This is a genomic window from uncultured Thiothrix sp. (genome assembly GCF_937873765.1).
In the GTDB taxonomy this organism is placed as follows: Bacteria; Pseudomonadota; Gammaproteobacteria; order Thiotrichales; family Thiotrichaceae; genus Thiolinea.
Genome location: NZ_CALMZC010000021.1, coordinates 41154 through 53937 on the forward strand (window position 1 = coordinate 41154; position 12784 = coordinate 53937).

At 43.4% G+C, this 12784-nt stretch carries 14 protein-coding genes; 13 read left to right on the forward strand and 1 reads right to left on the reverse strand.

All coding sequences use genetic code 11. The features are described 5' to 3' along the window. Nucleotides 1-6: 6 nt before the first annotated feature. From Q0307_RS06905 to Q0307_RS06925, 5 genes are all read left to right on the forward strand, one after another. Complete coding sequence (locus tag Q0307_RS06905; RefSeq protein WP_298658524.1) at nucleotides 7-777, forward strand: cytochrome c1; 771 nt, start codon at nucleotides 7-9, stop codon at nucleotides 775-777. An 85-nt stretch (nucleotides 778-862) separates the two neighbouring features. Further along, nucleotides 863-1492, forward strand: a complete 630-nt coding sequence (locus tag Q0307_RS06910) for a glutathione S-transferase N-terminal domain-containing protein (protein WP_298658527.1) — start codon at nucleotides 863-865, stop codon at nucleotides 1490-1492. After that, complete coding sequence (locus tag Q0307_RS06915) at nucleotides 1489-1977, forward strand: ClpXP protease specificity-enhancing factor (RefSeq protein WP_298658530.1); 489 nt, start codon at nucleotides 1489-1491, stop codon at nucleotides 1975-1977. Before Q0307_RS06910 ends, Q0307_RS06915 begins: the two co-directional genes overlap by 4 nt. A 15-nt stretch (nucleotides 1978-1992) precedes the next feature. Continuing rightward, nucleotides 1993-2478: a type 3 dihydrofolate reductase gene (folA, locus tag Q0307_RS06920; protein ID WP_298658533.1), complete on the forward strand. Its 486-nt coding sequence runs from the start codon at nucleotides 1993-1995 to the stop codon at nucleotides 2476-2478. Beyond that, entirely contained in the window at nucleotides 2475-3818 is a 1344-nt protein-coding gene (locus tag Q0307_RS06925) for a dihydroorotase (protein ID WP_298658536.1), read from the forward strand. The genes folA and Q0307_RS06925 overlap by 4 nt, the downstream gene beginning before the upstream one ends. Here Q0307_RS06925 and Q0307_RS06930 read toward each other — a convergent pair. Beyond that, nucleotides 3815-4708, reverse strand: a complete 894-nt coding sequence (locus Q0307_RS06930; RefSeq protein WP_298658539.1) for an SUMF1/EgtB/PvdO family nonheme iron enzyme — start codon at nucleotides 4706-4708, stop codon at nucleotides 3815-3817. The two genes, Q0307_RS06925 and Q0307_RS06930, sit on opposite strands and share 4 nt — an antisense overlap. A 116-nt stretch (nucleotides 4709-4824) precedes the next feature. Here Q0307_RS06930 and Q0307_RS06935 point away from each other — a divergent pair, with 116 nt between their 5' ends. The 8 genes from Q0307_RS06935 (at nucleotide 4825) to Q0307_RS06970 (ending at nucleotide 12783) form a co-directional block, all read left to right on the forward strand. Then, complete coding sequence (locus Q0307_RS06935) at nucleotides 4825-5016, forward strand: hypothetical protein (protein ID WP_298658542.1); 192 nt, start codon at nucleotides 4825-4827, stop codon at nucleotides 5014-5016. Between the two features lie 125 nt (nucleotides 5017-5141). Beyond that, complete coding sequence (pilV, locus tag Q0307_RS06940; protein WP_298658545.1) at nucleotides 5142-5681, forward strand: type IV pilus modification protein PilV; 540 nt, start codon at nucleotides 5142-5144, stop codon at nucleotides 5679-5681. Between the two features lie 9 nt (nucleotides 5682-5690). Further along, entirely contained in the window at nucleotides 5691-6647 is a 957-nt protein-coding gene (locus Q0307_RS06945) for a PilW family protein (RefSeq protein WP_298658548.1), read from the forward strand. 1 nt (nucleotide 6648) lies between these two features. Beyond that, the gene (locus Q0307_RS06950; protein WP_298658551.1) at nucleotides 6649-7188 is read left to right on the forward strand and encodes a PilX N-terminal domain-containing pilus assembly protein; all 540 of its coding nucleotides are present in this window, start codon (nucleotides 6649-6651) and stop codon (nucleotides 7186-7188) included. A 70-nt stretch (nucleotides 7189-7258) separates the two neighbouring features. Next, nucleotides 7259-7693 (forward strand): type IV pilin protein, encoded by a 435-nt coding sequence (locus tag Q0307_RS06955; RefSeq protein ID WP_298658554.1) that lies wholly within the window; start codon nucleotides 7259-7261, stop codon nucleotides 7691-7693. Nucleotides 7694-7799: 106 nt separating this feature from the next. After that, complete coding sequence (locus Q0307_RS06960; protein WP_298658557.1) at nucleotides 7800-11399, forward strand: PilC/PilY family type IV pilus protein; 3600 nt, start codon at nucleotides 7800-7802, stop codon at nucleotides 11397-11399. After that, entirely contained in the window at nucleotides 11399-11905 is a 507-nt protein-coding gene (pilV, locus tag Q0307_RS06965) for a type IV pilus modification protein PilV (protein WP_298658559.1), read from the forward strand. The genes Q0307_RS06960 and pilV (Q0307_RS06965) overlap by 1 nt, the downstream gene beginning before the upstream one ends. Nucleotides 11906-11916: 11 nt before the next feature. After that, complete coding sequence (locus tag Q0307_RS06970; RefSeq protein ID WP_298658563.1) at nucleotides 11917-12783, forward strand: PilW family protein; 867 nt, start codon at nucleotides 11917-11919, stop codon at nucleotides 12781-12783. The last annotated feature ends 1 nt before the right edge of the window (nucleotide 12784 follow it).

Below are 12784 nucleotides of genomic sequence, written 5' to 3' on the forward strand. Positions count from 1 at the left end.
AAGAACATGAAAAAGTTTATTACCAGTATGGTGCTTGCCTTAGCGATGGCTGTTCCCGCAGTTGGCTTTGCTTCAGAAGTGATCAAGGTTGAAAAAGCTAATATTGATCTGCATAACAAGCAAAGTTTGCAGCGTGGTGCAAAGTATTTTGTAAACTATTGCATGGGCTGTCACTCTTTAAGTATGAGCCGTTACAATCGAGTAGCGACTGATTTGGGCTTGACGCCAGAGCAAGTACAAAAGAACTTGATCTTTACTCGTACCGATGGTGAGCTAGCTAAGGTTGGTGAACTGATGAAAAACGGTATGACTGCCAAATATGGAGCAGAGGCTTTCGGTAATGCACCTCCCGATTTATCTTTGGAAGGACGTTTACGCGGGGCTGATTGGATCTATACTTTCTTGAAGTCCTTCTATAAAGACCCGACCCGTCCGCTAGGTGTCAATAATACGCTATTTGCGAATGTTGGTATGCCACACATCCTGTGGGAATTGCAGGGTATGCAAGAGCTGCAACATGCGGAAGCTCCTGCAGAAGGTGCTCATGCAGCAGCGAATGCGCATGCAGAACCTAAACTAGTCTTAAGCCAGCCGGGTAAGCTATCACCGACGGAATATGATCGTATGGTGTTAGACATTACTAATTTCTTGGTCTATGTCAGCGAGCCTGGCAAGCTGCATCGCCAAGCAGTTGGTATTTGGGTCGTATTGTTCCTACTAATCTTTATTGTAGTGGCATACTTCCTGAAGAAAGAATACTGGAAGGATGTTCATTAATTACCAACTGGTATAACATAAATTGGCTACTCTAGCTTATTACTAGAGTAGCCTTTTCATTTGAACTACAGGAGCTTTTCAAGCTATGGCATCGATTTCTAGCCGCCGTTCTGTTATGACTTTATTCTCTGCTGCTGATTGTGCTGACAGCCATCGTGTACGCATTGTCTTAGCAGAAAAAGATATCACCGTCGATGTGCTAAATATTAATCCCGATGATAAGCCTGAGGAGCTAGCCGAACTCAATCCCTATAACACCACCCCTACGCTGATTGACCGTGATTTAGTGCTGTACGATGCACGCATTATCATGGAGTATTTAGATGAGCGTTTTCCACATCCCCCCCTCATGCCCGTTGATCCAGTAACTCGAGCACATTCACGCTTGGCTTTATTCCGGATTGAGAAAGATTGGTTTTCTTTGGTGGAGGATATTGAGCGTGGTGATGAAAAGTCTGCTACTGAAGCACGCCGAATCCTACGCGAGAGCGTACTATCAGCCGCCGAAGTATTTGCGATTAAACCTTATTTCTTAAGTGATGAATATACGCTCGTTGATTGTACTATCGCTCCAGTATTATGGCGCTTGCCCAAATATGGTATTGATGTGCCCGCTAAGCAGGGCAAGCCTATACTAAAGTATATGGAGCGCGTATTTTCCCGTGATGGTTTCCAACAATCATTGAGCAAGGTTGAAAAGGCAATCAGACCATGACTCCAAAACGCCCCTACTTATTACGTGCATTTTATGAATGGATTGTCGATAACAGTATGACGCCCTATATCACAGTGGATGCGACTGCAGAAGAGGTATCTGTACCGCGCCAGCATGTGAAAGATGGACGTATTGTATTGAATATTAGTCCAACCGCAGTACGCGATTTCGTCATGGATAATGATGCAGTCAGTTTCAGTGCGCGTTTTAGTGGGGCGGCGTTTTATGTGTATTGCCCTATTTACTCAGTTTTAGCTATCTATTCGCGCGAGACTCAAGAGGGAGGTTCCTTCCCGCCGGATGAATATGCCCATTTAAAACCCGTTGTAAAAGCTCCTAGTCTCATGGCAGTATCGACTACAGATGAAGATGAGGAAGCGGCTTTAGAGGCTAGCGAAAATACCTCACCAGATGAACCTTCTCCACCGACCAAAACTAATAAACCCGATTCAAAAACTCGCCCTTTCTTACGTGTTGTCAAATAATTAGCGGTAATCCCAATGATCTCTTTGATCGCCGCTATGACCCGTGCTGATCATGTCATCGGCTACCAAGGTTCCATGCCTTGGTATTTACCCGCAGATCTGGCTTGGTTTAAACAAAATACGCTAGGTAAACCTATCATCATGGGGCGTAAAACTTGGCAATCTCTAGGTCGAGCTTTGCCCAATCGGCGCAATATTGTGGTTTCCAGCAGCACTACTGATTCAGTGCCTAATATAGAGGTTAGGCCTACTCCTGAAGCAGCTATGGAGTTAGTAGCCAATAGCCCAGAAGTTGTGATTATTGGTGGGGCGCAATTGTATCATTATTTTCTTCCACAGACTCAGCGCATGTATCTGACATTCATTGATGCTCAGCTAGTAGGTGATACCTTTTTTCCAAGTTTTGACACCAAAAATTGGTATCTAGCTGAAGAGCAGCATTTTGTGGCTGACCAGAAAAATCCTTATAACTATTCCTTCACTATCTATGAGCGTTTATGAGTAGCTTATTGATTATTAATGCCCAGTTAGTGAATGAAGGAAAGATTTTTGAGGGGGATGTTTACATTAATCATGGGCGGATTGAGGCAATTGGTCAGCTCACCGGTCATCATGCTGAGCAAGTTCTAGATGCTCAAGGGCGTTATTTGTTGCCCGGCATGATTGACGATCAAGTTCATTTTCGTGAACCAGGCTTGACTAGCAAAGGCAATTTCTGGACTGAAACTCGAGCGGCTGTTGCGGGTGGTATCACTAGTTTCATGGATATGCCAAATACAGTTCCTGCAACTCTTTCAAATGAGTTACTAACTGAAAAACATCAGTTAGCAGCTGGACGAGCTTTTGCAAATTATGGTTTTTATCTAGGTGCCTCTAGCGAAAATTTAGAGTTGATTAAATCTGTGGATGAACAACTTGCTTGTGGTGTGAATGTTTTTGTCGGATCTTCTTGTGCTAGTAAATTGGTGGATGATCCAGAGGTTTTGCGTGAAATTCTGACGAGTTCGCCAGTCTTAGTGACTGCGCACTGTGAAGATATGCCATTGATTGCAGAGAATGAGGAAAGCTATCGAAGTATCTATGGCGATGCCGTACCTTTTGAGTTACATGGTGTGATTCGTAGTGATGAAGCCTGTTATATTGCGGCTGAGCGCTTAATAGAAGTCGCTAATCATTGTAAGGCACGCATACATATTCTGCATATTTCATCAGCAAAAGAGGTAGCATTATTTGCTGCTGGAAATCTTGCAGAGAAGTTTATTACCGCAGAAGTATGCCCTCATTATCTGCATTTTTCTGATGAAGATTATGCAATCAAGCAAGGCCTGCTCAAATGTAATCCCGCCATTAAAACCATCGAGGATCGTGCCGCTTTAATTCAAGGTCTTCTAGATGGTCATTTGGATGTGATTGGTAGCGCTCATGCACCGCACTTATTAGCTGAAAAGCAGAGGCATACTTATTTTAAAACACCTGCTGGTATGCCTATGGTACAGGATGCTTTGCTATCGCTGTTGGAAAACTATCATGATGGTATTTTTAGTTTAGAGTTTATTGCAGAGAAAACTAGTCATGCAGTAGCGCAGTTATTCAGCATTCAAGAGCGTGGTTTTATTCGAGAAGGTTATTGGGCAGACTTAGTGTTAGTGGATTTGCAACAAGAGCAAATAGCAACCAGTGCCTTAGCGTTAGCTAAATGTGCTTGGACACCGTATGATAGCTACAAATTCCGCTCCAGAATTCTCAGTACGATTGTCAATGGTGAACTAGTTTGGCATCAGGGTCAAATCTTAGAGCGCTCACCGGTTGGGCAAGCACTTCAATTCACTCGCCGATCTTAGAGTTCGCGGACTACTCGAAAACCCAGGTTGGTATCTAATTCATCTAAATAACGTTTCTTCCGCGCAGCACTACGTGCTAGTACGGCTGGATCAAACCAAGATCCCCCTTTAGTCACATACCAATAGGGATTAGCACTATGGGATGGACTGCCATCACGGTAAGCACCCAAATGTGAGCTAGTCCAATGCGTACTGGTAAATTCCCAAACATTACCATGCACATCATAGAGACCCCAATGATTGGGGGTGCGTAGACCAACCTCGCTAGCACTAACCGAAGGAATACAGCGCGGTAAATACCACCGTTTTTTTTCAGTAGCTTCTTGATAAGGAAAGATCGGGTTAAAGTTTACTTCTTTGCAGCTTACATTGCTTCCATAGCAGAACGGTGTAGTGCTGCCAGCACGAGCGGCATACTCCCATTCTGGCTCTGTTGGTAAACGATAGGTTTGCCCAGTCTGCTCGCTAAGCCAAGCTAGATAAAGCTTAATATCGCTTATGCGCACATTGATGACTGGAAAACGACCACGATGCCAAATCAATTCTGGGCGTTTATACCACTCTGTGGCGGTACGAAATAGCTCAAACTCTTCGGCCATCAAAGGCACTACGCCAATCGCAAAGTCATACTCTAAGCGAATGGTATGTTGCGGGTATTCTTCGCGCCGGTGACCAAATTCGTTATGGGGTGAACCCATCTCAAATTGTCCAGCCGGAATAACAGCTAATTGTGGGCCTGCTAAGCCACTTGTAAGCGTGTCTTGAAAAAAAGCGTCTAGACCATACCGGCTAGCGCTTTGAGTTTGTAGCGCTTTTAACTCCTCTACAGAAAGCGTATCAACTGCAGGCACTGCTAAAGTGCTTAACTTCAAGGCTTCCATATGCTTCATTAGCAACCATTAATGTAGATAGTTGCAATCTACCATTCATTTTCACTCACTCGCAACCTTGTTTGTAAATATATGGTCTACAATAAAAATTAAGGGTGAAAAGGGTGGGCTTCAGTATGGACATTTATTCAGATAACCAAGGCAAGACACAACCAGTCTCTTATCTAGAGACAGCTAGACGCTTATTAGATGGTTTAATTCTTTATCGTTTAGAGCTAGGGGAGGCAGGAAGGCATTTAGAGTTGCTGTTGCGCTGTAGCGGTGTACCCGCAAGTACTGACTTGCCGTGCTCTAAAAATCTGCATTAAGTTTTACGCTTAACAATTAACTCAATGAAAACCATGCGAGATTTCGTCTAGTTTAATCTTGGCATAAGCTTGAGATTTGTATAATCTAGAGAGGCTATCTTTTATTAAGGTTATAAAAATAATAAATGAAAAGTGCTGCCCGATGTGCACAAGCTGGTTTTAGCTTGCTTGAGGTTCTAATTGCCACTTTAGTTTTATCGGCCGGCCTCTTAGGCTTGGCAGGACTACAAGTCAGTAGCCTAAAAACCACACAGAACGCTTCCTTAAAGCAAGAGGCTACTTTCATTTTGTACGATTTATTGGAGCGGATGCGTAGTAGTCGACAAGCTGTATTGGCCGGTAGTTATCTTCAAACGACAGATTGTAGTGATTCTCCCCCCCAGTCCTGTACGGGAGTAGAGTGTTCAGCTAGCCAACGAGCCAGTTATGACTTATATCAAGTTGTCTGTCGCAGCGGTACTAATCGTTTACCAGCAGCACAATTAATCATCACATGCCCTAATAGCGGTAATTGTGGATCGGGCTTGCATTTTCAATTAAGTTGGTTAGAGCGTTTAGAGCAGCGAGGTATTCAACAAATACCTGATCCTAACACTGGTTCCACTTATCCAAGCCCTGAACAAGAAAAAGAAACCATAAGCTTAGAAATGGATGCAATTATTTAATAATAAATTATGAAAAAAAGGTCTAAGTTTTTCCAAGCAGGTTTCTCGTTAATCGAAATAATGATTGCCACGGGAATTGGCTTATTCATTGCGGCTGGGATCGCTACAGTGTATGTAAGCAGTAAGGAGACCTATGCGTTGCGCGATCAAATCTCTGAAATGGATGAAAGTGCACGTGTGGCTATGAAGGCTTTACGCACACATCTTGAAAGAGCAGGCTATTCATCCAATGCCAATCCCCAATTAGAGAATTATTTATTACCCAGCAGTTTTAGTCCTAGTTCAGTGATCTGTCCAACAGGGCAGGCTAATATTATTAATGTTAATCGCATTGCTAATTCATCTGATGGCCAAAGCATTGGCACTAATGCTTTGACGACTAACCAAATTATGGCGCGGGCGGATACCATTGGTGTTTCATTTTTAGCAGATGATCAGCTATTGGATGACTGCACAGGTTCTTCTTGGAAAAACCGTTGTATGATTGATCCAGAGGCGAGCATAAGTACTTCAGTTAGTCAGACACCTAATGCTCAATTAATGCGGCGGGTGTATAGTTCATTTAGAGTTCAAAAAAATACCTCACGTCAAAATAGTGTAGGTGATGGTATTCCTGAGCTAGTTTGTGGTGGTTCACTAAATACTTATTCACAGCCTTGGGCACAAGGTATTGAGAATATGCAACTGCGCTATGGGATTGATAATGTACCCAGTACGATACCTTCTGGGCAGAAAAAGCAATGGCAAGTTGACGACTATTGGACAGCAACGCAAGTCACAGCGAATGATGCTTGGGATAAAATTGCTTTAGTCCAAGTGGCTTTGTTAGTGCGTACCATGGAGCCAATGTTTGAACAAGCTGAGTCCAAAGTTTATCAATTATTTGACCAGAACATAGTGACTAATGATCGTTATAAACGTGCTGTTTATACCACTACCATTTATTTAAGAAATGTGGCCCGTTGATATGATTTACCATCACTGTTTATCTATTTCCTCTATACAGGCACAGCGTGGTTCTAGCTTACTTTGGGGAATGGCGATTCTATTAGTTATGTCTGTCATTGGAGTGACTGCTGCTCGCATTGGGATCACCGATACGCGCATTGTAGGCAATGAAATGTCGGGTATGTTGACTTATCAAGGGGCTGAGTCCCAACTTAATTTGGTGCGTCCACCGCTAGACATGCTTGCGCCTTCTGACTCACTTGCTTTTATTAAGGTGGCGATGGATCAGGCGTCTAAACAGTTTGTAGTGCCACAAGATAATACGAGTGTTCTCTTTCAAAGTGATAAGTTAAGCAACAGTGTACGAGTGCAACATGGTGGTTTTCTAGATCAGTGCCCACCTCTAGATGCTTCTATGAGTATAGAAATGAATAGCGATAAATATAGTTGTTCAATGTTTATCGTAGATGCCAGCAGTCTTTTACAGGGTACAGGTTCGCATAGTTTGCATGAAATGGGGGTTGTACATTTTATGCCTGCGCCCGCTCCAATAAATTAATTTAATTGGTGGTAAATATACTGTAGTATAAAGAGCGCTATGAATAATAATTAAAATTTAGGTAAGAGCCATGTCTACCACTCGCTTACAGCGCGGTTTTACTTTGATTGAAATCATGATTGTGGTTGCTATTGTCGGTATTATTGCAGCCTTTGCATATCCTAGTTATGTCGAGCAAATTAGCAAAAGTAAGCGTTCGGATGCGAAAATAGCGTTGCAGCAAATTGCGCAACGCGAAGAATCACATTTTGTAAAAAACTATACTTATGCCGACAAATTGACAAGTTTGGGTTTTGCGGCTGATACCATCCCTAGCCAAGAAAATAATTACAGCATTACGATTAGCGCAGCTACAGCTACTAGCTACACGATTCAAGCAACGCCTGCTAGTAATTCGGCACAGGCTAAAGATACCGCCTGTGCAATTTTCACCCTCGATCATATGGGGCGAAAAATTGCAAAGGACAGTTCAGGGACAGTAACGACTGATAAGTGTTGGCACTAATCTGATTATAAAAATAATGAACAGTTCTGCGAGGACACTCAAGATGAACCGATTTCTAGCTTTCTTTCAAAAGCTTACGCTGGGTCTCATTTGTAGTTGTGGGTCTATGCTAAGCGTTGCGGATGAAACGGAAATCTTCGCGCAAAATGAAGCCAGCAAGGTGAATGCTAATATCCTGTTCCTACTAGACGCTTCAGGCAGTATGAATCAAATCCTGTCGAATAGTGGTGGGCGCTCACGTATGCAGGTCCTCAAGGATACCTTTCGTGAAGTGCTTGATAATGCACCAGCCAATGTGAATATTGGTTTGATGCATTATGCAAATGCCGATTTATTACCGTCTTATAGCTGGAGCGCGATTAAAGGAGTGAACTTTCCAGTTTCGCCAATTGATCAACAAGCTTCCAGTATTATTGGTTCAGATGCGAGTAGTGATAATTTAATTGACCCACCAGCCGGTATGCCGGTTAGAGCTTTTTTAGCAGATATTGTGGATGGCTGGCAGTCAGCCGGTTATACACCAATTGTTGATTCTTTATATGAAGCAGCACGTTATTTCCGTGGCGAAAGTCCAGTCTGGGGTAAGCATACAGCAGCTTATAGTTGGGCAGCTCATCCTGCTACTTATACGGGCAGTTTAACTTGTACTAGCCAACACCAAGAGGAATGTAGCCCTGATTGGGGGACCTGCAATTCTACTGCTAATTTAAGCCCAGGTGCTTGTACTACTCGCAAATACAGTCAATGTTGTGAGTGGGAAACAGCACCGAATGGTAAGCAATATTGCAAAAATAATAATTACAGCTGCAAGGTTAATGTAAAGTTTTGCCAGCACACAATTTGTGATACCTATAGTGGTAATCCGATTTATAAATCACCGATTAAACATAGCTGCCAAGCTAACTATTTAGTGTTGATGTCAGACGGTAAGCCAGAGTACCCCTTCTGGGAGGGTGTAACTGCTGACGGTACAGCTCGTTATCCAGAGTCTGTTGCACCCACTCAAACCTATAATACAAATGTGGTTCCACCAATGTTGCCGGATATGAATACGGCTAATTTTCCGGTAACAGTGCCTAATTTAACGTCAGCAACCTGTGCAGATGCACCGTTGGGGTATAAAAGTGGCAAGTGCGGTTCAGAGTTAACTCATTTTTTAGCAACTCAAGACCAATCAATTTCATTGCCGGGTAGTCAGGTTGTTAATACCTTTACAGTGGCTTTTGGTATGAACGATGAGCCAGTGGGGACTAGTTATTTAGCACAATTGGCAACGGCTGAGCACGGTACCTATACTGCTGATAATCCTCAAGAATTGGCCAATGCCTTTAGTGAAATATTGGCAGATGCTCAGAAAAACTCCTTATCTTTTAGTTCACCGAGCTTTGTGGTCGATCAGTCTAATCTGCTCTCGCATGAAAATAAGGTGTATATGCCCATATTTGACCCTAGCCAAACCACGCTTTGGTCAGGCAACTTGCGTAAATTCACCGTGAGTGATGAAGGGGATTTACTAGGAGCAAATGGTGGTTCCGTATTAAATACGGACGGAACTCTAAAAGTTGATGCGCAAGATCTATGGTCAAATACCCCTCATGGAACTGATGTAACCATTGGTGGGGCTGCAAGCAAACTACCTTTACCCGCTAACCGCGTTTTATATACGGATCCCGTTGGCACTAGTCTAGTTCACATTAGTCCCGACACCACAAGCATTACCGCTAACCTATTATCAATCAATGATACGATTAATTCGGTACATAATTTAATTCTAACTAGCACTTACTATCCTAATTTACCGGCTGGCATCAGTTGCTGGGGTACTTACAAAGATTGTAATGGTGTACAGCATACCGTGAATGGCAATCCTAATACGGGCACGGGTTGTGTGAACATTGCTGCAGTGACAACTTGTCCAGCGCCAGTCATTTCACAAGAGAAACGCACACAACTGCTGAATTTTATTCGTGGCTATAAAAATGGCGATCCTAATGCAGGAGCACGCAATCATCTAGGGGATAGCTTAAATAGCAAAGCAGTCGTTGTTGATTATGGTAATCAAGTAGTGCGAGTTTTATTAGCTACGAATGAGGGCTTCTTACATGCGTTTGATGCTAATACGGGTGTGGAAAAATGGGCGTTTATGCCAGCGTCTTTGCTGAAAAATGCGAGTCTATTCCTAGATAATCAGAACGACACTAAGCATGTCTATGGTATTGACGGTAGTCCTACTCTGGTACGGGTTGATCATAATCTCAACGGCATTATCGAGCTTACGCCGAGCCAAGACTATAACCATGATGGGCAAGTGAATGCGGAGGATGCCGATAGTGTAAAGCTGTATTTCGGCTTACGACGTGGTGGTCGCATGTATTATGGCTTAAATATTAGCGTGGCCGATAGTCCTAGTGTGATGTGGAAGCTTGCACCACAATCGACTACGAATACAGGGAGTGATGGCTTAGATGAGTTAGGAGAGGCTTGGTCAAAGCCTACGCTATCTAGGTTACGCCTAGCAGATGCGGATAATCCGCAACAATCGAAATTAGTCCAAGTCTTGGTGTTTGGCGGCGGCTACGATCCACGCAAAGACGAAGAAGATATTGCTGAACGCTTGCCAGATCAATGGGGGCGGGATGTATTTATCGTTGATGCTACTTCGGGCAGTCTCCTGTGGTCGTTACGCAAAGGTGGCTTTGGGTTGGCCGGTGCCCAAACAGCGGTAACAGGTGCCAGTGGTCTGACTCACAGCATTCCAAGTGACATCCGTATTTTAGATATGGACGGGAATGGTGCTTTGGATCGACTGTATTTTTCTGATACCGGCGGCAATGTGTGGCGTGTCGATATGGACGCTGATGTCCTAGATGAGGACAAGACTACATACTACGATTATAGCAAGGCTAAACTTACCAAGTTAGCGAGTCTGGGTGGGGGCAATACGACCTTAGATCACCGCAAATTCTTTTACGAGCCTGATACAGCGATTCGTATGCAGAATGGCAAGCCTATTTTAACGGTTGCCTTAGGCAGTGGTTATCGTACACATCCTTTAAATACTACGGCTGCTCTTGATCGACTGTATGTGCTGATCGATCCTGATGTTTATAAAATGCCAGAAGCGCCTACTCTCATTACAGATAACAATCTGCTGAATGTAGCAAACATTGAAACGGGGAAAAACATATTAGACTACCCCGATATGAAAGGTTGGTATTACGAGTTCGAGCATCATGGTGAAAAAGCACTTTCACCGGTATTAACGGTACTCGATAAGGTGATGTTTACGACCTTCTCACAAGCTGATGCACAGGGCAATTCTAGTATAGCGCAAGCCTGTCAGCCTGCTACTAATACTTCACGTGCTTATGTATTGGACATCTTACAAGGTAAAGCAGTACTGAATTTAGATCGCTCAGTAGATGCTTCAGCAGATAAATTTGCTGTAGCAGGTGCAAATGAACTCTTAGATACCCCCCAACTTATTTTTGGGCGACTTACTAGTAAGGATGGTAGTTCAAGTTGTCAATTAGGCGATTGCCAACAAAATATTATGGTGCGAATTGGTAAGTTAAAGTTGCCCTTGTTGGATTTAGCGAATACTCAGCATCAAGCCTCCACTGCTTATAGTCAAATGATTGATGTTACACGTTTATTACCACGTATGTACTGGTTGGATTCCACTGCAGAAAATGGAGGAGAATAATGAAAAAACAACATGGTCTTAATCTCCTCGAGGTTTTAGTAGCTGCATTTTTAATTTCTTTAGGCTTGTTAGGGATGGCTGGCTTGCAGGTTAAAAGCTTCCGAGCTACCCATAACTCCTACCAAATGCAACAGGCTACCCAATTAGCTCATGAGTTGTTAGAGCGCATGCGCTCGAATCGTTCAGCGGTCTTAGCGGGTAGCTATAAAATTAATGCGGTTGCGGCCACTTATTGCGCAAATCCATTAGCCTTCAGTTGCCAAACCAATACCTGTAATGCCACGCAAATGGCCTTAGATGATATGTATCGGGTTATGTGTGGTTATGGGGCAGGTAGCGGCATCAATGGTGCGTTGCTTAATGGTCAACTGGTAGTCGATTGTCCTGATCCCTCGGCAGAGTGTTCTAAGGGGGTGCGTTTAAGTTTGCAGTGGAATGAGCGTAATAGTTCTAAAAACGAAACCGATGTAGAGCCTTTCAACTTAGTGATCAACACGGTTTTATAAGGGTGAGGCAAATGCAAACTAAACAGTGTTCCAATTTGCAGCAAGGCTTCTCGTTAATAGAGCTAATGATTGCAAGTGCGTTGAGTCTGGTATTGGTGGCTGGTGTAGCAACTATTTATATGGGTAGCCGCCAGACTTATAACGCTCGCGACGAATTATCAACCATGCAAGAAAATGCACGTAGTGCCATTAATGCGCTTGCTAAGCATCTAGAGCATGCAGGTTATACTACTTCCGCACATTTACCGCTGGCTAAGGCGTTTTATGTCGATGGTGATCCAGTTCCCGCCTCAAAAAGTTGTGGTGGTGGTGCAAATAGTCTTGTCATCAATCCACAGACCTTAGTGCAAACTGCTGATAATAATTTATCTAGCGGAACTGGTGATACGATTGGGGTGATATTTTATGCCGATTCTGTTTTGGGTTTAGACTGTGGCAATGAGGCTACTCCCCTAAGTTGTCAAGCCCAAGAGGCTCCCAATCCTGAATATTCTCGAGTTTATAATAGCTTTTATGTAGGGGTTGAAGGCGGGATACCTAATTTATTCTGTGCAGGCTCCCGGAGCCAAGCTGCTATTCCTGTGGCCGAAGGGGTGGAGGCGCTACAGTTCGCTTACGGATTAGATCAAAACGATGATGGTACTGTAGATATTTATCTTGATGCCACTGCCGTAAAAGCTGCTAATCGTTGGTATCAAGTGCGCACAATTAAAGCTTCAGTTTTAGTACGTTCACGTGAGCCTGTTTTTAATGCCGCAGAAGCACGCAATTACACCTTATTGAATACAACCTACAACCGTAATGATCGTTATCAGCGTACCGTGCATACCACAGTTATTTATTTACGTAATTTAGACATTTATCAAGGGGGAGTTTAAA

What these genes read in the sequence shown, in the direction of transcription:
- Q0307_RS06905 (WP_298658524.1), top strand. Translation starts at nt 7, where the DNA reads ATGAAAAAGTTTATTACCAGTATGGTGCTTGCCTTAGCGATGGCTGTT.
- Q0307_RS06910 (WP_298658527.1), top strand. Translation starts at nt 863, where the DNA reads ATGGCATCGATTTCTAGCCGCCGTTCTGTTATGACTTTATTCTCTGCT.
- Q0307_RS06915 (WP_298658530.1), top strand. Translation starts at nt 1,489, where the DNA reads ATGACTCCAAAACGCCCCTACTTATTACGTGCATTTTATGAATGGATT.
- folA (WP_298658533.1), top strand. Translation starts at nt 1,993, where the DNA reads ATGATCTCTTTGATCGCCGCTATGACCCGTGCTGATCATGTCATCGGC.
- Q0307_RS06925 (WP_298658536.1), top strand. Translation starts at nt 2,475, where the DNA reads ATGAGTAGCTTATTGATTATTAATGCCCAGTTAGTGAATGAAGGAAAG.
- Q0307_RS06930 (WP_298658539.1), bottom strand. Translation starts at nt 4,708, where the DNA reads ATGAAGCATATGGAAGCCTTGAAGTTAAGCACTTTAGCAGTGCCTGCA.
- Q0307_RS06935 (WP_298658542.1), top strand. Translation starts at nt 4,825, where the DNA reads ATGGACATTTATTCAGATAACCAAGGCAAGACACAACCAGTCTCTTAT.
- pilV (WP_298658545.1), top strand. Translation starts at nt 5,142, where the DNA reads ATGAAAAGTGCTGCCCGATGTGCACAAGCTGGTTTTAGCTTGCTTGAG.
- Q0307_RS06945 (WP_298658548.1), top strand. Translation starts at nt 5,691, where the DNA reads ATGAAAAAAAGGTCTAAGTTTTTCCAAGCAGGTTTCTCGTTAATCGAA.
- Q0307_RS06950 (WP_298658551.1), top strand. Translation starts at nt 6,649, where the DNA reads ATGATTTACCATCACTGTTTATCTATTTCCTCTATACAGGCACAGCGT.
- Q0307_RS06955 (WP_298658554.1), top strand. Translation starts at nt 7,259, where the DNA reads ATGTCTACCACTCGCTTACAGCGCGGTTTTACTTTGATTGAAATCATG.
- Q0307_RS06960 (WP_298658557.1), top strand. Translation starts at nt 7,800, where the DNA reads ATGCTAAGCGTTGCGGATGAAACGGAAATCTTCGCGCAAAATGAAGCC.
- pilV (WP_298658559.1), top strand. Translation starts at nt 11,399, where the DNA reads ATGAAAAAACAACATGGTCTTAATCTCCTCGAGGTTTTAGTAGCTGCA.
- Q0307_RS06970 (WP_298658563.1), top strand. Translation starts at nt 11,917, where the DNA reads ATGCAAACTAAACAGTGTTCCAATTTGCAGCAAGGCTTCTCGTTAATA.